The organism is Pseudocitrobacter vendiensis (assembly GCF_943590815.1).
Classification (GTDB): Bacteria; Pseudomonadota; Gammaproteobacteria; order Enterobacterales; family Enterobacteriaceae; genus Pseudocitrobacter; species Pseudocitrobacter vendiensis.
Map to the genome: position 1 here is coordinate 1 of NZ_CALSBS010000017.1, position 18,981 is coordinate 18,981.

Sequence of the window (18,981 nt, forward strand, 5' to 3'; positions counted from 1 at the left end):
AGTGCTGTGTTTTATTTGATTGATTTGGTTTGAGAGTAGTGATTGATATTGTATGAATTGGCGATGAGGGTGTTTTAAAAAATAAATTTATCAAAGTGCTAAGGTGCAATGTGGGGCTTTGTATTAAATTAATGATGTTAGCACCCCTTGGCTATCTAACTAAAGGTTAAAGCCAAGGGGAGAGTGTTCAGGCAGATTCAATTCATAATCTTTTTTTTGTAATTGCTTTACAGGTAACTGGTTGAAGCGTTGTTCGTAAAACCTTTTGCTCTCTCTGTGATTTTTCCTGGAGGATTTCTTCATAGAAGTAGCGTTCTTTTAGTGATTCTATATCAACTTTTATATCATGACATATTAACCATTTAATTAGCAGTCTTCCTACATAGTGAGTCAGTAGATATGTACTGTTTATGTAAAACCAAACATGACTAATGTCTGTCAGTTTCTTTAGTTGTAAAATTAATTTTTTAACGTCGGCATTTGTTGGTGTGATAATGCACTTATCACTTATCTCAAATTCATTTTTTTGCTTTATAAGTAACGACAACAGCTCAATTGATTTAAATGTAATGTTCGTGAATACAATTTTTGAACTGTCTTTAAGATGAATATTACGGATAAGAAAACGAATGTAGTTATCGTTTTTAGATTCCCAGTGAGTATATTTACCAGCTATGCTGTGGTTTTCTGACTGCCAGTAATCGAATGCTGTCTGCCCGCTTAAATTTTTATGATTAATGTCGCAACCAGCCTCAATGAGTGCATCGTATACATATCCTTCAAATGGAATGAAAAGAAAGGAGTTGCCATAGCTATCTTTGGTATGGATATCTAGTCCAGCTTTGATAAGATATTTTACTAACCCTGGTGAAACATCAATATGTTGAATCGCAAGGGTGCCTGACTTATTCCGGTGGTTAACATTAATACCATTGCTGACAAGAAGTTCCACTGTTTCAACATTTTGAGCATAGAATAATGCATTATTACCGTCATTATCCAAGTGGTGAATGTCAATGTCAGCGTCAATCATTGCCTGTATAGCTTCAGGTACATTACAGGTAAAAAGAGCAGTTTGACCTTTACTATTGCACATATTTATATCCATGCCAGCCTTAAGGCAACGAAGGACACCATTTTTAGACTTTACACGGAATAGGTTATTTTTATTATTTTCTCTTGATATCATTATTTATCTCCTTTTTTGTTGTTTTCAAGATATTAATGACACCAGATTTTACGGTATTCAAATTTATTTTTGTTTTATTAGGGGGTATCTGATTTGGTTTGCTTGAGGTTATTCTTAACTTATGGAACTGAATCGCCACGGATAATCTAGACACTTCCGAGCCGTTGATAATACTGGTTTTCATATTCTGTCGGTGACATCTGATCGCTAGAACCATGCCGACGCTTACTGTTATAAAACATTTCGATGTGATCAAAAATATCACTGCGGGCTTCTTCTCGCGTTCCGTAGATCTTTTTCTTTATCCGTTCACGTTTCAACAACTGGAAAAAACTTTCTGCAACCGCATTATCATGGCAGTTACCGCGACGGCTCATGCTACCCTCCAGGCCGTGTGATTTCAGGAACGACTGCCACTCATGGCTTGTGTACTGACTGCCCTGATCCGAATGAACCAGCACCTGTTTTTCGGGATTACGCCGCCATACAGCCATCAGCAGTGCGTTCAGGACAATGTCCTTTGTCATCCGGGATTGCATGGACCAGCCGATAATTTTGCGTGAGAACAGATCAACAACAACGGCAAGATACAGCCAGCCTTCGTGGGTCCTGATGTAGGTTATGTCCGTTACCCAACGCTCATCAGGAGCATCCGGATTGAACTGTCGCTGGAGCCTGTTGGGTGACACGATACTGGCCTCGCCTTTACGTGCCCGCGGGCTTCGGTATCCGACCTGAGCCTTTATTCCGACACGTTTCATCAGTCTCCAGACTCTGTTTATTCCGCACTGTTGCCCGCTGTCACGCAGATCCAGATGGATTTTGCGATAACCATAGACGCATCCCGATTCCAGCCAGAACTGTTTAATCTGTCCTGTCAGTCTCAGGTCTGCCTGATGGCGTTGTGAATGCGGCTGCTGAAGCCAGGCGTAAAAACCACTCGGATGAACATCCAGCACCCGACAGAGCAGGCGAACAGGCCAGCAACAGGAGTTGTCACGGATAAAGGCGTACCTCAGTCGGACAGCTTTGCGAAGTACGCCGCAGCTTTTTTTAATATGTCCCGTTCGTCGGTAACCCGTTTCAGCTCTTTCTAGAGACGGCGGATCTCGGCCTGAGCATCTGACTGTTCTTTATTAGTGGAAGAATCCGGACCGTACTTCTTTATCCAGGCATAAAGGCTGTGGGTGGTGATATCGAGACGTGTTGCAACGCTGGCAACAGAATAACCGCGATCAACAACCTGTTTGACTGCTTCAGTTTTAAACTCTTCGGGATAACGCTTACCGCTCATGGGCACCTCTCTTTAAGCCATCTTAAATGACTCTGAGGTGTCTGTTAAACCCGTGGCGATTCAAAACCTTATCGTAGGACATAATTAATAATGATAAAAATAGAAGCCATAGTGATAGTATATATAGTACTGTTTTAAGATATGGCCTGCTATCCATTAGCTTCTCCTGTATAACTTAAAATAGTTTGTATGTTAAAATTTAGGGGAATCATTTTCCTAATTCTCCAGCTAAAAGTTCAGCCTGCTTCAAAATGGTCTCTGTGGCGAGCAAGGACATATCGGGTGGATAACCATATTTTTTGAGCAGACGTTTTACCACCACGCGAATTTTTGCTCTTGCTGCTTCTTTCACTGTCCAGTCAAGACTGACATTGTTGCGGATAGCCTCTGTAAGTACGACTGCCAGTTCTCGTAGTTTTTCCTTTTCCATTAACTCGCGAGCACTGTCGTTATCTGCAACAGCAGAATAGAAGGCATATTCATAAGCGCTGAGGTTTAACTGGCTGGCAAGGCTGTCAGATTCCTGGATAGTCTTGGCAAGCTTGATTAGCTCATCAATTACCTCCGCTGCGGTCAGTACCTTGTTCTGGTAGCCATTGATTGCAGAGGTCAGCATATCAATCAGTTTTTTGCCTTGGGTGATACTTTGATTCGAGCGAACCTTAATCTCGTCAGAAAGCAGTTTTTTAAGCGTTTCCAAAGCAATATTTCTGTGTTGGTAATCCTTCATTTCCTGAAGGAATTCTTCAGAAAGAACGGAAATATCTGGCTTTTGTATCCCAGCAGCGTCAAAAATATCAACAACTTTATCGGTAACCAGAGCCTGATCGATAGTCTGTTTTACCCGAACTTCCAGACTGTCATTGTGTTCTTCTTCTGATCCGTCTGAGTTTTCAGTAAATTTATTCAGTCTGGCTTTTACTGCCTGGAAGAATGCTACTTCGGGTGCCGCTTCCATTGCTTTATCGTGCGGTGTCGCCAATGCAAATGCCTGCGACAAGGCTGCAACCGCAGCCAGGAAACGCATTTTACCTTTACCGTTATCCAGCCCTAAAATATGGTTTTCTGATTCAAGAATAATTGTCAGGCGTTGTGAAGTAGTTGCGGCAAAGTAAGCTTTGTAATCGTAGCCATGCATCATGCCTTCCAGGATTTCCAGCTTTTCCTGCATGAGCGTTACAGCTTCTTCCTGAACCTCAGCAGGATCTCCACGTCCACCTGCATCAGAGTAAAAGGAGAGGGCTTCTTTTAAATCAGAGGCAATGCCCAGATAGTCAACAACCAGACCGCCTATCTTATCTTTATACACACGGTTCACACGGGCAATTGCCTGCATGAGGTTGTGGCCTTTCATTGGTTTGTCGATATACAGCGTATGCATGCTGGGAGCGTCGAAGCCGGTTAACCACATATCACGCACTATCACCAGTTTCAGCTTGTCGTCGTCATCCTTCATACGATTAGCCAAAACCTGACGTTCTTTTTTTGTGGTGTGGTGTTTAGCGATTTCTGGTCCGTCAGCAGCAGAAGAGGTCATGACGACTTTAATCACGCCATCATTTAGATTATCGCTGTGCCATTCAGGTTTTAACTCTATGATTTCTTTATAAAGTTCAGCAGCAATACGACGGGACATGGTGACAATCATGCCCTTGCCATGATCGGCATTAGAGTTTAAGCGCTGTTCAAAGTGCTGAACCATATCCGCCGCAATAGCTTTAATACGTTTTGAACTGCCAATCAAACCTTCGATTCTGGCCCATTTAGACCGTTCTTTCTGGGTAAGCGTCAGCTCGTCTTCGTTAAACTCATCGTCGAAGTCTTCAATTAGCTGGCGACCTTCGTCACTGATGGCAATTTTGGCAAGACGGCTTTCATAGAAGATACGCACGGTTGCACCGTCTTCTACGGCCTGTGAGATATCGTAGATATCAACGTAGTTACCAAAAACAGCAGGTGTGTTTACGTCCGTTTTTTCTATGGGGGTTCCGGTAAAGCCAAGATAGGTAGCATTGGGCAAGGCATCACGCATATATTTGGCAAAGCCGTAAACGGTGCGTTTACCTGTTACGTTGCCTTCGCTGTCTTTCACGTCAACTTCTTTGGCGCTGAAACCGTACTGGGAACGGTGTGCTTCATCAGCGATAACGACAATATTAGTTCTGTCGGACAGCAACTCATAGATATTGCTGCCATCATCAGGCTGGAATTTTTGAATAGTAGTAAACACCACACCGCCAGAGGCGACACGCAAATATTCTTTGAGTTCTTCCCGGTTGTTGGCCTGTTTTGGTGTCTGACGAAGTAGCTGAGTGGCAGAAGAAAACGTACCGAATAGCTGATCATCCAAATCGTTACGGTCAGTGATCACTACCACTGTTGGATTATTCAGCGCCAGTACAATCTTCCCGGTATAAAACACCATCGAAAGCGATTTACCGGAACCCTGGGTATGCCACACGACCCCCGCTTTACGATCTCCGGTTTTTTGCGCATTAACAAGAACTTTACTGTTACGTCCCTGCTGGCGCAGTGCTACTTCGGCAGAGGGGGAATCTGCATTTACACCTGAGGCACGAATAGTGGAAAGTACTGCTGCATTAACCGCGTAGTACTGGTGATAAGCAGCCATTTTTTTAACGGTACGGATACTGATAATCCCTTTGCTGTCTTCATGTTTGCTGGCTTCAAACACGATAAAGTGGCGGATCACATCCAACAGCGTTACAGGATTAAGCAACCCCTGTAATAAAACTTCGAGCTGTGGTTGGGTACTGGTAGCTTGTGTTTTACCATTAGCGGTTTTCCATGTCATATAACGACTGAAATCGGCGGAAACCGTTCCCGCTTTGGCTTCCAGTCCGTCTGAAACAACATTAAAGGCATTGTAGGTAAACAGGCTGGGGATTTGGTTCTGATACGTTTTTATCTGGTTATAAGCACCTGCAACCGTTGCATTTTCGTCAGCGGCATTTTTAAGTTCGATAACGACTAACGGCAGACCGTTGATGAATAAAATAAGGTCTGGTCGGCGGGTATGATTGCCTTCTTTAATGGTTATCTGGTTCACAACCAAAAATTCATTATTCGTGGGATCGTTAAAGTCGATCAGGCAGGCCAGCTCTCCTTGTGTATTACCATCCTTGCTGACTTCGATATTGATTCCTTCGGTCAACAGGCGATGAAAGGCCAGATTGTTTGCCATCAGATCAGGTGTGCTTATCTGCATCACCTGTTTTAGCGCTTCCTCACACTTCTGCTCACTAAGGTGCGGGTTAATTCGTTGCAATGCTGTACGCACTTTATCTTCAAGGATAACCTGCTGATAGCTACGTAACGGATTGATTCCACTGGGTTCAATGTCCGGGCCGTAAACGTATTCATAACCCAGCCCTTGCAGGTACTCAATCGCCATTACTTCAATATCGGATTCGGTCATCTTTGCCATGCGTACTGTCCTTATTGCTGCTTAACCAGATAGCGGGTTGTGAGCCCGCTTAATTATTTTATGCTACTGATGCGATTGCTTCTTCTGCATACTGAACCCGTACATCACCGCTCATCAGTTTAGGAAGTAGAGTATCGCGCAGGGTTTCGAGGGTTCGGATTTGCCTCATTTTTTCTATTCTTTGATCAAGTAATGGCCCAATTTTCGCCGTCATATTAACTAATTCATTGTTCGAAGGGATTTTTACCATAGCTTCGTCAAGATCTTTTCTTTTAATATGCCCCATTGTCGTTGCATGACTTTGAGATATACTAATGAATTCTTTTAAATAATGTTTACACCATTCTAAATAAAACCATTTAGGGTATGTATCCGATGTAACTTTGAATAAATGTTGATTAAGCACACAAACAGGCCCTGACCAAATTTTTACCATTAGAGATGCAGACCAAGCAAAAATAACATCACCATGATTTACTATATAATCTTCTTTGATGTTAGCAGTAGCTAAATCAGTGTTCGAAGATATACCAGAACTAAGCTCTTTTATCTTCAAAACAGGCATGCTTGGCTCCCCTGAAATTGCAGGGAATTTTTGACAAGCTAAACCATTCGTAAAAGTAGCTACTTTACTTAAAGGCACTGTATCCCATTCCTCCTGCGGCTCCTCAATAAACCACTTCCTGAATATCGTTTCAGCCATAGATTCAAGTGTTTTATTCTGGCGATGAAGCAGATCTTTTTTTTCATCAATAGAATACAATACAGAACTTATAGCAACTTGCTCATTATAAGGTGGCAGAGATATTGGAATTTTTTTAAGGATAGATGATTTAATACCAAAAACGGTTGTGCCGGACGCTCGTGATTCAAGTTCATATTGGCCTTGTTCTGATTGCAACCAATATTTTAGAAATTTATTATCCAGGATGTTTTTATACCCTCTTAGGGTAATAATTCGTTGAGCAAGGGCGACATTTTTATTCTTGATAAGTGCAACTTCACCCAATGGAGCTTCTGTGGTTAAAACAACATCGTTTACTTCTGGATAGCCACGAGTCATCCATAGTGGGTAATCCTCGACCGAAATAAATTCAGTAGGTGTTTGTAAACATCCATCTTTGACAATTTTGGCCGTGATAAGTGGTATGCCTGAACCTGTTTTAACAGGTGTTTTCCCTCTGTAATCAATGAAGTATTCAACAACTTCATCTAAATTTTTAACCACCCATTCACTCATAGTACCACCTTCGCCAGATTTTCAGCGATAGATTTATTTAGACGCGCTTCTTCTTCCAGTTGCGCCTCAAACTCCGCTTTAAGAGCCGTAAACCGTTCTTTAAAGTCGAAATCGTCTTCTTCATCAGCAAGACCAACATAACGGCCAGGCGTCAGCACATAATCAAGTTTAGCAACTTCATTAATGTCTACGGACGCACAGAATCCAGGGATATCTTCATATTCACCACCTTTATTGCGCCAGTTATGGTAGGTATCCGCAATGGTCTTGATATCGTCGTCAGAAAGCACTTTGGTACGACGATTAATTAGATTACCGAGATTACGGGCATCAATAAATAGAATTTCTTTACTGCGATCACGATATTGGCTGCTATTTTCACGATCACGACGCATAAACCATAACGCCGCAGGGATCTGGGTGTTCAGGAACAGTTTTGCAGGTAAATTTACGATACAGTCAATCACATTGGCATCTTTTACCAGTGCGGCACGGATATCACCTTCACCAGAACTTTTAGATGTTAAAGCCCCTTTTGCCAGTACAACACCAGCCTGACCTTTTGGCGACAGGTGATACAGAAAATGCTGCATCCAGGCAAAGTTAGCATTCCCGGTAGGTGGGATACCGTATTGCCAACGGGCATCGCCACGAAGCTGCTCACCGGACCAGTCAGACACGTTAAACGGTGGATTGGCAATGATAAAATCAGATTTTAGATCTTTGTGGGCATCGTTAAGGAATGAGCCTTCACTGTTCCAGCGGACGTGTTCTGAATTGATACCCCGGATAGCCAGGTTCATTTTTGCCAGACGCCAGGTGGTCTGGTTGGATTCCTGACCGTAAATCGAAATATCGTCAATATTTCCCTGATGCGCTTCAACAAATTTTTCTGACTGAACGAACATACCACCGGAACCGCAGCAAGGGTCAAAGACTCGGCCTTTATAGGGTTCCAGCATGTTAACCAGCAGGCTTACGATGGATTTTGGCGTATAGAACTGACCGCCCTGTTTGCCTTCTGCCAGTGCAAATTCACCAAGGAAGTATTCGAATACGTGGCCTAATACATCAGCAGAACGCGCTTTGGCATCTCCCAGTGCAATGTTGCCAATCAGATCTATCAGTTCACCCAGTACAGTGGCGTCGAGGTTCTGGCGAGCGTAGACTTTCGGCAACACACCTTTTAGCTGTGGGTTACCCGCTTCGATAAGCTCCATAGCATCATCAACCAGCTTACCGATTTCGGGTAGCTTGGCCTTAGATATTAGATAGTTCCAGCGTGCAAGCTCAGGGACAAAGAAAATGTTGTAAGCAGTGTACTCGTCTTTATCTTCCGGGTCAGCGCCTGTGAACTCGCCTTCACCAGCCTTCAGCAACTCATAATGAGATTCAAAAGAATCAGAAATATACTTAAGGAAAATCAGGCCCAGCACGACATGCTTGTACTCGGCTGCATCAATGTTCTTACGTAGCTTGTCAGCTGCTTTCCACAGGATGACCTCTAACGGGTCTGTTTTGATTTCTTTAGGTTTTCTGGCCATTAGCGTAACCTTGTGAAGGGGGAAGATGGCCCTATTTTGCCTTAAAGTTCCGCTTGTTACGAGCTTATACAGCGATTAATTATTATCTGGTTTTAGTGTGTTTGTTTAGCTCAGCAAGTGCAATGACTCATGGAGTAAGTGCTTTGTAGCGGGATTGTAGATGTCAGGTCATTGCCGTCAATGGAGCCACTGTCATTGGCATAATTGCAGCATAGCCGATGCCACGCGCACATTCGCCAGTTCACTGGGGTTCATCGTGTGTACTACACCAGTACGCATCCGGAAAGCAACGGCATGGCAGAATCGTTTGTAAAGACGTTCAAGCGGAATTACGTGTAAGTAAATGATCTGCCGGATGCAGTCTCAGTGATGGAAAAATGGCAGAATGGATAGAGGATTATAATAATCTGCATCCACACAAGGGGTTGAACATGAAATCGCCACGCTAATATCTTGATGCCATATTAGCAGTTAATTAGCCGTGTCCGTTTTAGCAGGGGCAACTCCAGTATTCAAAAAATGCTTTTTTAGTGCATATGCATGGGGTGAATAGATGTACAGGCTATGACAAACCATATCTATAATTTTTAATGTTTAAAATTCTCCATTACAGTAAGACATTCCTTATACATTAAATTCCATCTAAGGTTGAATTTTTAATTTAATAAGGTCGCAATCTAAAATGATGTGTGTGGGGTTATTTGTAAGATGATTTTTCTATTTTTGATAGTGGTAGTTAAGGAGGGGGGACCTATTCAAAAAAATAGATATTCAAGGTTGGTAGCGGTTTGGTTTCTTTTCTAACCGAAGAGCAGAAAAGCAAGGGGAACTCGAAGAAGCAAGCGCAGCGGCTTCGCTGAGTTAGCCCTTGCTTTAGTTATAAGAGTGAAAAAATTCATGCAACGGCGACCCTTGCAAGAAATACGTAAAACTTTGCTTATGTTGATTTCGTACGCTTCTGTTACAACGCAGAACAAGCCCTGAATTGGCTGCTTCGATTGTGTGTGAGAAACTCCATAATCCCCGTAATGAGGTGTTCCAGGAGCATGTCTGTTCTGAGTGAATCATCAGACTTACTTGATCAATTAAGGTCAACATTGCTTTTCCTTGACTTAACTAAGCTTTTTGAACAGTTGGTCTTGGTGCTTCGCTTACAATGGAGTAATCTGATGTATAGAAAAAATGAAACAGGGAGTTAGTATATTTCTATGTATATCAATAAGTTATCAATCAGAAACTATAAAAATTTTCGTAATTCAAATTTCTACTTTGTAAAAAACTCAGTAAATACAATCATTGGTGAGAATGCTTCAGGTAAAACAAACCTATTTAATGCCATCAGACTTATTTTAGATGATTCTCTTCCTATGAATTCGAGGATACTCCTTAATGAAGACTTTCATCGTGGCATAGGTGAGCCATTTGGACATTGGATCATAATCACACTCCATTTCGATGATTTAAGTGAATCTGAAGAAGAACAAGTTCTTGCTAACTATACACTTAACGATGGGAATGATAAATCTATAACGAATGGGAATTATACTTTTATATTCAGACCTAAGTTTCATATTAGGAAAAAATTGTATGAATTAACAACTGAAAATGCCACGACCAATAAACGACGGATTGCTTTCAAAGAATTTATATCTAATCATATTATATCTAAAGAAACCTATGAAGCTGTTGCATTTGTCAGAACTAAAGTTGATTTCAATGACAATGAAATCTATGAAACTATAGTTGGAGATTTCAATAAATATATTTTCCCTAATCCAAATGATGATGATGCTGGATCTTTAGGAATAAAAAAACCACCTTACTTCGCTTTAGGTAGTGAGGTCGCTTGTACTTATGTTAAAGCACTGCGAAATGTTGTAGCTGATCTTAAATATTATAAGACTAATCCACTCTATAAGCTGTTAACTTTAAAAAGTAAACAAATTGATGATAGAGATGATATCGTTGATAATGTTAAGGAAATAAATTCAAAAATATCATCCATACCTGAAATTGAAAGGTTAAGTAATAAAATATCATCATCATTAATTAATACTGTTGGTTCAACTTATTCACCAAAAATTTTAGTATCATCACAACTCCCAGAAGATTTTACTGAATTAATTCAATCACTTGGCTTAGTGGTTGAAGACTCCTTAGATTATGATGGTTCTGGCCGTATTGATGATTTAAGCCTTGGTGGGGCTAATCTTATTTACCTTGCTTTGAAACTCTATGAATATGAAGAAATTAGAGATAGCGAGGATCATATTACTCATTTTCTGTTAATAGAGGAACCAGAAGCTCATATTCATACTCATATTCAAAAAACATTATTCGATAACTTTAATTTCAAAAATACTCAAGTTTTTGTTTCTACACATTCAACTCAAATTAGTTCTGTATCCAAGATCTCTTCGATGAATATTTTATCCCGTCAAAAGGGTTATACTGATGTTTACCAGCCTTCAAATGGATTAAAACCAAAAGAAATATCATCCATTGAAAGATATCTCGATGCAATTCGTAGTGATATTTTATTTGCAAAAAGTGTAATTCTTGTCGAAGGTGATGCTGAATTAATACTGATACCAGCAATGGTAAAGGCGACATTGGGAATCAGTTTAGATGAATTAGGTATTAGTTTAATAAAAGTAGATGGAACAGTATTTACACATATATCAAATCTTTTTAATAAACATCGTTTGAAGCGGAAATGTGCAATATTGACCGATCTGGATTCGGCATATGTAAAAGAAAGTGATGAAATATTTGATGAGGAATTTGTTCAATCTTTAGTTAATGCTGAAGTTGATGGGTTAAGAAGAAAAGTAGAGTTGGATAAGTATGCAAGTAATAATGAATTTGTTAATGCTTATTATGCAACGAATACATTTGAGACTGAGCTTATTAAATATTTGCAGAATAAAAAACTGTTTATATCAGTAATGAAGACTGCTTATAAGCAAGAAGCAAACTATAAGAAAGCAGTGGCCGAGATCTCATCGACTGATAAGAGAGTTCGTTATAAAAGAGCATTAATGTTCGCAAACAAAATAGGTAAAGGTTGGTTAGCCACGAGTATGGTTGAACATCTTAATGTTAATAATAGAATTCCCGACTATATTTTGAGTGCAGTTAAGTTTGCTCTTGGAGATCGTGAACTTAATACTATATATGAGAAAATACTTTCCTACAATATGTCATATATGGGGGAGGATTGTGAGAAGGAATTCAATACCATAAATAGTAAGCCTGATTTAGCCAGTAAATTAACACAATATAAAGAATGTTTTAGTGATACTTTTGTTCGCTTTATGGAGTTGTGATATGCCATACAGAAATTTAACTTCCGAACAAATGGATGCGGTCAGATTCGATGATCACTTATTGTTAACTGCTTGTCCTGGTTCGGGTAAAACTAAGACATTAGTATCAAAACTATGCTATATATTAGAGAATAAAGAATTATTTAAAATAGGTAAGAAAAAAATAATTGCTTTAACATATACCAATATAGCGGCAGACACGATTCTTGAAAGAATCATGTCATTCGGAATCGATAGTGATTCGTTATGGATTGGTACAATACATAGTTTCTGTCTTAATTGGATTATTAAGCCTAATGTGGATAGAATACCAAGACTTCGAAAAGGTTTTAGTGTAATTGATGAGCATGAAAAGGAATTTTTAATTAATGAGATAAAAGAAAAATATAAATTATCAATTCATGATAAGGTAAATACGGCATTGAATTTAAATTTCAAGCCACTTTATCATCCTGGCCAAAAAGAGCATTCCGTTGTAATGGAATACCATACTTATCTAAATTCCAATCGTTTAATAGATTTCGACTTAATTCTTAATCTATCATGTCGTCTTCTGGATAAATATGATTTGTTATGTGAACGACTCTCATTGCTTTTAAAGCATATTCTGGTGGATGAATATCAGGATACATCTCATATACAGTATGAAATATTACGGCTCATTGTTACGAAAAAAAATACCATCGTGTCGTTAATAGGGGATAAGGAACAGGCTATTTATACTGGGCTTGGAGCTATTGTAAAGAATAGAAGTGAATTAATAGATTTTTTTGAGCTTGATGACTTGGCTGAGATGAGATTGACTGGTTGCTTTAGAAGTAGTCAATCAATTATTGATTTTTATAGTAAATATAAAGATGAGCCATATAAGATCCATTCTCTTTCAGAGTATAAAGAGTTTAAATCAGTTCTTGTCACTGAAAGCACAATAGACTTTACTCAATTATCGTCATACATTTCAAGTGTAATTAATATTCACTTAGGAAAAGGTACCCCTCCTAATGAGATCGCAGTTTTGTGTCCAGGTTGGTTTGATGTAATTAAATTATCTAATGAGATTATTGCTCTGAATCCTCATTTTGAAATAGATGGAGTAATGGTTTCTCCAATACCAAAGAATAATGAGAACTTTTGGCTGAATCTGATTAAATTGCTTTTAATTAAAAAAACACCTAATAATTTCAATCTGAGACAGAAATTGCTTCGTGATTTTCACAAACAATTAGACGTTTTAGAACCATGGACTGAATCTTTATCCTCAAAGCAAATGATGAAGTGGATAAATAAAATAGCTATTACAATTGATTATGATTGTGATATTTCTGATTGGATAAATAAAGTGATTAGTTGTTTTTGTGACTATGTGCATATTGATTGCAATTCTGAAAGCTATTACTTCAAAGAAGCAGAATCTTTGATTGATGCCACTCAAAATAGAATGAGTAAGTATAAGATGACTTATAAAGCAAATGACTTGCATTCGTTTTTTAATTCAAAAAGTGGCATAAAAATAACGACTTGTCACTCAACAAAGGGTGATGAGTTTGAGGTCGTCATTTGCACCAGCCTGCTTAATGGAAAAATACCTAACTGGAATGATATTATAGGGTGCAGTCTTGAACATCAGAATTATGTTGCCCGTAGACTTCTTTATGTCATTTCATCACGAGCAAAAAAACATTTATATATGATATCTGAATCAGGCTGTAAAACAAATGGAGGCTATCCATATAGGATTACACCTCAATTATGAGGTTGTATTTCATATCTATAATGAAAATTATAAATATTCCAACCGTTATGATGCTTGACATTTTAAATATATCCTATATTAAATGTTTTCTATAATGCAAATAAAAGGAGTATTATAATGAGTAAATATAAAAAAGCATTCGATGAAGTTAACTTACTTATGAATGAGGTGCTTGATAAATTCAATATGACATTAGAGGAAACTAATTTTCATCCTACGGAAGATATATTTAGAATAGTTGTTAGAGAAATCGAAGTTGATAACTTGAAGGTAATATCTTCTATTTTTACGAATAATGAATATCATGAGGTGGTAATCCCCCCGAAAAACCGGTGTGTTTATAAGTAGAATTTTCTCGTAATCTGAACCGGGGAGAGCGCTATGAAAAAATCACGTTTTACTGACAGCCAGATCATGTCCATTCTGAAGCAAGCCGAGGCCGGAACACCGGTATCAGATGGTCGCTCCGTCCGTTTACTGAATGTCATCGATGACTTTAATCGTGAAGCACTGGCGATTGAAGTGGATTTTTCCCTGCCAGCAAATCGTGTAGTGAGGACTCTCGAACAACTCATTGAATGGAAAGGTAAACCGGCAGCAATACGATGCGATAACGGGCCAGAATATACCAGCAAGGTACTGATGTCATGGGCAGCTCAGCAGAATATAACACTTCGTTTTATTCAGCCTGGCAAACCTCAACAGAATGCCTGTATTGAGCGATATAACCGGACGGTACGTTATGACTGGCTGGGCCAGCACCTGTTTAACTCACTGGACGAATTGCAGGGCTATGCCACGCAGTGGCAATGGTTTTATAATCACGAACGTCCGAATATGGCACTGAATGGCTTCACGCCGATGCAGCATATTCAACGCATGACCTGATTCTACTTATCACCTCCGTTAAAAATGGGGGGGGTACCAGGTTAAAAAGTATATGACTCCCGCAGTGAATAAATTTATGCATTGGTGGGGAGATAATCTGGATTGCGATAATATAGATATAACGGCTTTAATTGCAAAAAAAGAAAAAAGCATACTTTCTCCAATTATGTCAAACCATTTAGATAGTGAAACAAACCAGAGTAAAAAGAGAATTTAATATGTTTATAAAACATATTTATGAATCTATGACGAATGTCATGTTCATAGTTTTGGTAAAACGTACATAAAAGCGAGATGGTTTCGCTTTTATAATTTACAGCTCATTTGTAGCTCATTTGTAGCTTAACTCTAATTTTTTATAAATATATTTTTAAAATCAATAAGTTATTAGTTTAAATTTATACTGCTGCATCATTGGAGTGTGGGCGTCTAAATTGTCAATCGTACTCATCGAATTCGTTTTTCCATTCTCTTTACTTTTAATGCGTTAGTGAGAATTTCGGTTCTCATGCGTGACCAGGATAGCGCATTGGGTCGCGTCAACGCCGCCGATGAAATTCAGCTCATAGGGTTGAGATTGTATCATCAATACGACGCTAGATTAAAAATCAGCGTGGTTCTGCGTGTGCGGTTCCATTCATTACGTTAGTGGCGCAGATGTGACTATCGTGAGCGTCGACAATTGTGGATACCTCACCCCGACATGCAGTGTTATCTGCTCTCAAGCCGTTCTGAAGTGAGTAGTGTTTCACGGCGTCTTTCTCTTATCTGCGCATAAATAAAGGCCATCACAAATATCACACTGAACAAAACGACAATGGTCGGTGCGGGGGCGCTGTCGAGGAAAAAAGCGAGATACACGCCGGTAAACGAGGTGGTAACTGATAATAGTGTGGCCACCAGTAGCGCCCGGGCAAAGCGGCGCGTCAGTAAAACGGCAATCGCACCGGGAGCGATAAGCAGTGAAATAGATAAAATAATACCGACAGATTTTAGTGTGGCCACAATAGTCAGAGCAATCATGCAAAGCAGGCCGTAATGCAATAACGGCGTATTAAGACCGCTGGCTTTTGCCTGATGCGGGTCAAAGGCATGAAGCAGTAAATCTTTCCATTTCAGTGTAATCATTACGGCAACTGCCAGTGCTATCAGCGCGGTTTGCAGAATATCACGCCATGAAACGCCCAGCATATCACCAAAAAGTATGTGGTCGAGATGGACTTCAGACTGAATGGAGACGTAAAGCACCAGCCCCGCGCCGAACATGCCAGAAAAAACAATTCCCATGATGGTGTCCCGCTTAATGCGGCTGTTGTCGTCGAGATAACCTGTTGCGAGCGCGCAAAATAACCCTGCGACAAACGCGCCGATCGCCAGGGGAATGCCCACAATATAGGCCAGCACAATGCCCGGAAAAACCGCATGGCTCATGGCATCACCCATCAGCGCCCAGCCTTTCAGCACCAAAAAGACGGAGAGCAGCGCGCAGGGAACCGCAACAATGGTCGAGACGACCAGGGCATTGATCATAAAATCGAACTGGAAGGGTTCCAGCAACGTGCTTACGAACATGGCGACTCCTTACTCATCCGCGTGCGGCGGCGATTTGCCAGCAGGCCGTGTTTCGGGGCGAAGACAAACGCCAGCAAGAACAACAGGGTCTGCAGAACCACAATTATTCCGCCCGTTGCGCCATCCAGCCAGTAACTGAGCCAGGCACCAAAAAAACTGGTCAGGCTGCCAATCAACACGGCAATAATCAACAAACGTGGAAAACGGTCGGTGAGTAGCCAGGCGGTAGCGCCGGGAGTCACGACCAGGCAAATAACCAGAAATGCGCCCACGGTCTGGAGCGCCGCGACCGTCGAAACCGAAAGCAGGGTGAAAAAAAGCAGTTTCAGGCGCCCGGGGTTTAGCCCAATTGAACGCGCATGATTTTCATCGAAGAATGTGACCATCAGATCTTTCCACTTCAACAACAGAATCAACAGTGAAAACGTACCGATTATCGCCAGTTGCAGAATATCTTCCGGGGCAATAGCCAGAACATTGCCAAGGATGATCGTCTGGATGTTCACTGACATAGGGTTGAGCGAAACCATAAAAAGCCCAATCCCAAAGAAAGAGGAAAAAATAAGGCCAATGATGGCATCTTCTTTTAGCCGCGAACGTTGATTGAGAAAGAGCATACTGCCCGCCGCCAGCCCACCAGAGAGAAACGCGCCAAGCGAGAAGGGCAGGCCGAGCATGTACGCGCCCGCAACGCCTGGGACGATAGAGTGCGATAGCGCATCGCCAATCAGCGACCAGCCTTTGAGCATCAGATAGCAGGAAAGAAACGCGCATAGCCCGCCAACCATTGCCGAGACCCACATGGCGTTAAGCATGTACTGATAGCCAAACGGCTCAAACAGCCAGTTCATGATTAGTCTCCTGCCACGCGCCGTGAGATAAAAGGGCGTTCATCATCGGTAATAATGTGCTCTTCACCGCCGCTCAGTGCGACATGACGCAGTACACCGCTGAAGGCGCGTTCAAGGTTTTCTGCGGTAAAGGTGGTATCGGTCGGGCCACTTGCCAGAACGGTGCCTTTTATCATGACGGTGTAATCGCAGAATTCGGTCACTGAACCGAGGTTATGAGTAGAAACCAGCATCGTGCGGCCTTCGTCGCGCAATTCTCGCAACAGCGAAATAATGCGTGCCTCCGTTTTGACGTCTACGCCAGTGAAGGGTTCATCGAGCAGAATAACCTGGCCATCCTGGGCAATCGCTCGGGCGAGAAATACACGTTTTTTCTGCCCGCCGGAAAGTTCGCCAATCTGGCGATGACGGTATTCCAGCATATCCACGCGCGCCAGTGCGGCTTCAACGCGCTGATGATCCTCTGCTTTTGGGCGACGCAGCCATCCCATATGACCGTAACGTCCCATCATCACGACATCTTCGACCAGTACCGGGAAGGACCAGTCCACTTCTTCGGACTGAGGCACGTAGGCGATTAAATTTTGCTTCAGGGCCCTGCTGACAGGCTGCTGCAGAATGGAAATGGTGCCACTCCCCAAGCGGACAAAACCCATCAGTGCTTTAAACAGTGTCGATTTACCAGAACCGTTGATGCCGACGAGTGCGGCAATCGACCCGCCGGGCACCTGAAACGTGGCGTCCCACAGTGCTGTATGGCCGTTGCGATACGTCACCGTCACCTGATTAACGGTTATCGCATTCTGGCTCATTTTTCGCCCCTTAAACCGTCATGAATACCGTTAACAATGGTTTCTGTCGTGACGCGCAACAAGTCCAGATAGGTTGGAACCGGGCCATCAGCGGCACTGAGAGAATCGACGTAAAGTATGCCTCCGTAATGCGCGCCAGATTCACGAGCGACCTGGCGTGCTGGTTTGTCAGAGACGGTGCTTTCGCTGAATACGGTAGGGATCTTATTCGCCCGGATGGTGTCGATTACCTTGCGTACCTGTTTGGGTGTTCCCTGCTGATCGGCGTTGATTGGCCAGAGGTACAACTCTTTAAGAGAGTTATCACGCGCCAGATAAGAAAACGCGCCTTCGCTGGTGACCAGCCAGCGTTTGTCTGCGGGTATTTTTTGCAGCGCGGCATGAAGGGGATCGAGAGTCTCGCGGATTTGCGCTTTATAGCGTTCGGCATTTTTTTGGTAAGTGGCGGCGTTTTCTGGATCGTATTTTACCAGTGCGTCACGGATGTTATTAACGTAGATAAGCGCATTTTCCGCCGACATCCAGGCATGAGGGTTTGGTTTACCGTTATAGGGGCCCTCGGTAATGCCCATAGGCTTCACGCCATCAGAAACTGCCACTTCCGGTACACCAGAAAGATGCTGATAGAAGCGTGCAAACCACAGTTCAAGGTTTAATCCATTCGACAGTATCAACTGCGCGCCCTGAGCCCGTTTAATATCACCCGGTGTGGGCTGATATTCATGGATCTCTGCACCAGGTTTGGTAATTGAGCTGACCTCTGCCGCCTCGCCTGCCACGTTTTGCGCCATATCGGCAATTACGGTAAAGGTGGTAATGACTTTGAATTTCTCTTTGGCCCATGCGGGTGAAATCGCAAGCGTAGAGAAAAGTGTCGCGATGAGACAGGACTTCAGACGTGACAAATGCGGCATAGTATCCCTCATAGCAAAATGGTTAATAACTCATCAAATATAGCTCATGCTATGTTGTATAGCACAATGCATATTCAAATGAAAATAATTCTTATTTACGTAGGGTGCTAAGGGTTTGCCACTCTGGTGTAATGGTGTCGGGAAGGA

11 protein-coding genes and 3 pseudogenes are annotated in these 18,981 nt (G+C 41.7%); 5 read left to right on the forward strand and 9 right to left on the reverse strand.

Features of this window, described 5'->3' with window-relative positions; genetic code table 11:
- Window positions 1–202 precede the first annotated feature (202 nt).
- The 5 genes and pseudogenes from NMC31_RS16835 to NMC31_RS16855 form a co-directional block, all read right to left on the reverse strand.
- On the reverse strand, window positions 203–1,189 hold the full coding sequence (locus tag NMC31_RS16835; RefSeq protein WP_049205056.1) for an ankyrin repeat domain-containing protein: 987 nt from the start codon (window positions 1,187–1,189) through the stop codon (window positions 203–205).
- Between the two features lie 146 nt (window positions 1,190–1,335).
- A pseudogene (locus NMC31_RS16840) lies at window positions 1,336–2,483 on the reverse strand (IS3 family transposase).
- A 208-nt stretch (window positions 2,484–2,691) separates the two neighbouring features.
- Window positions 2,692–5,931, reverse strand: coding sequence for a type I restriction endonuclease subunit R (locus tag NMC31_RS16845; RefSeq protein ID WP_253898564.1), 3,240 nt, complete (start codon window positions 5,929–5,931; stop codon window positions 2,692–2,694).
- Between the two features lie 58 nt (window positions 5,932–5,989).
- Window positions 5,990–7,171: a restriction endonuclease subunit S gene (locus NMC31_RS16850; protein ID WP_253898565.1), complete on the reverse strand. Its 1,182-nt coding sequence runs from the start codon at window positions 7,169–7,171 to the stop codon at window positions 5,990–5,992.
- The gene (locus NMC31_RS16855; protein WP_049205064.1) at window positions 7,168–8,715 is read right to left on the reverse strand and encodes a type I restriction-modification system subunit M; all 1,548 of its coding nucleotides are present in this window, start codon (window positions 8,713–8,715) and stop codon (window positions 7,168–7,170) included. The genes NMC31_RS16850 and NMC31_RS16855 overlap by 4 nt, the downstream gene beginning before the upstream one ends.
- 202 nt (window positions 8,716–8,917) lie before the next feature.
- Between NMC31_RS16855 and NMC31_RS16860 the strand changes: the two are divergent.
- The 5 genes and pseudogenes from NMC31_RS16860 to NMC31_RS16880 form a co-directional block, all read left to right on the forward strand.
- Window positions 8,918–9,164: pseudogene (locus NMC31_RS16860) on the forward strand (integrase core domain-containing protein); the annotation flags it as partial.
- Window positions 9,165–9,923: 759 nt separating this feature from the next.
- On the forward strand, window positions 9,924–12,044 hold the full coding sequence (locus NMC31_RS16865) for an ATP-dependent nuclease (RefSeq protein WP_097365576.1): 2,121 nt from the start codon (window positions 9,924–9,926) through the stop codon (window positions 12,042–12,044).
- Window position 12,045: 1 nt separating this feature from the next.
- The gene (locus NMC31_RS16870; RefSeq protein WP_223610845.1) at window positions 12,046–13,797 is read left to right on the forward strand and encodes a UvrD-helicase domain-containing protein; all 1,752 of its coding nucleotides are present in this window, start codon (window positions 12,046–12,048) and stop codon (window positions 13,795–13,797) included.
- A gap of 117 nt (window positions 13,798–13,914) precedes the next feature.
- Complete coding sequence (locus tag NMC31_RS16875) at window positions 13,915–14,145, forward strand: hypothetical protein (RefSeq protein WP_097365577.1); 231 nt, start codon at window positions 13,915–13,917, stop codon at window positions 14,143–14,145.
- A 102-nt stretch (window positions 14,146–14,247) separates the two neighbouring features.
- Window positions 14,248–14,685 (forward strand): annotated as a pseudogene (locus NMC31_RS16880) (integrase core domain-containing protein); the annotation flags it as partial.
- 711 nt (window positions 14,686–15,396) lie between these two features.
- Here NMC31_RS16880 and sitD read toward each other — a convergent pair.
- From sitD to sitA, 4 genes are read right to left on the reverse strand one after another with little or no spacing between them, the layout of a single operon-like run.
- The gene (sitD, locus tag NMC31_RS16885) at window positions 15,397–16,257 is read right to left on the reverse strand and encodes an iron/manganese ABC transporter permease subunit SitD (protein ID WP_253898566.1); all 861 of its coding nucleotides are present in this window, start codon (window positions 16,255–16,257) and stop codon (window positions 15,397–15,399) included.
- On the reverse strand, window positions 16,248–17,108 hold the full coding sequence (sitC, locus tag NMC31_RS16890) for an iron/manganese ABC transporter permease subunit SitC (protein WP_253898567.1): 861 nt from the start codon (window positions 17,106–17,108) through the stop codon (window positions 16,248–16,250). Before sitC ends, sitD begins: the two co-directional genes overlap by 10 nt.
- Before the next feature lie 2 nt (window positions 17,109–17,110).
- On the reverse strand, window positions 17,111–17,920 hold the full coding sequence (gene sitB, locus NMC31_RS16895) for an iron/manganese ABC transporter ATP-binding protein SitB (protein WP_253898568.1): 810 nt from the start codon (window positions 17,918–17,920) through the stop codon (window positions 17,111–17,113).
- Window positions 17,917–18,834, reverse strand: coding sequence for an iron/manganese ABC transporter substrate-binding protein SitA (gene sitA / locus NMC31_RS16900; RefSeq protein ID WP_253898569.1), 918 nt, complete (start codon window positions 18,832–18,834; stop codon window positions 17,917–17,919). Before sitA ends, sitB begins: the two co-directional genes overlap by 4 nt.
- Between the last annotated feature and the right edge of the window lie 147 nt (window positions 18,835–18,981).

Excerpts from the sequence above, each read along its gene's own strand:
- NMC31_RS16835 (WP_049205056.1), bottom strand. The coding sequence starts at position 1,189 with ATGATATCAAGAGAAAATAATAAAAATAACCTATTCCGTGTAAAGTCT.
- NMC31_RS16845 (WP_253898564.1), bottom strand. The coding sequence starts at position 5,931 with ATGGCAAAGATGACCGAATCCGATATTGAAGTAATGGCGATTGAGTAC.
- NMC31_RS16850 (WP_253898565.1), bottom strand. The coding sequence starts at position 7,171 with ATGAGTGAATGGGTGGTTAAAAATTTAGATGAAGTTGTTGAATACTTC.
- NMC31_RS16855 (WP_049205064.1), bottom strand. The coding sequence starts at position 8,715 with ATGGCCAGAAAACCTAAAGAAATCAAAACAGACCCGTTAGAGGTCATC.
- NMC31_RS16865 (WP_097365576.1), top strand. The coding sequence starts at position 9,924 with ATGTATATCAATAAGTTATCAATCAGAAACTATAAAAATTTTCGTAAT.
- NMC31_RS16870 (WP_223610845.1), top strand. The coding sequence starts at position 12,046 with ATGCCATACAGAAATTTAACTTCCGAACAAATGGATGCGGTCAGATTC.
- NMC31_RS16875 (WP_097365577.1), top strand. The coding sequence starts at position 13,915 with ATGAGTAAATATAAAAAAGCATTCGATGAAGTTAACTTACTTATGAAT.
- sitD (WP_253898566.1), bottom strand. The coding sequence starts at position 16,257 with ATGTTCGTAAGCACGTTGCTGGAACCCTTCCAGTTCGATTTTATGATC.
- sitC (WP_253898567.1), bottom strand. The coding sequence starts at position 17,108 with ATGAACTGGCTGTTTGAGCCGTTTGGCTATCAGTACATGCTTAACGCC.
- sitB (WP_253898568.1), bottom strand. The coding sequence starts at position 17,920 with ATGAGCCAGAATGCGATAACCGTTAATCAGGTGACGGTGACGTATCGC.
- sitA (WP_253898569.1), bottom strand. The coding sequence starts at position 18,834 with ATGCCGCATTTGTCACGTCTGAAGTCCTGTCTCATCGCGACACTTTTC.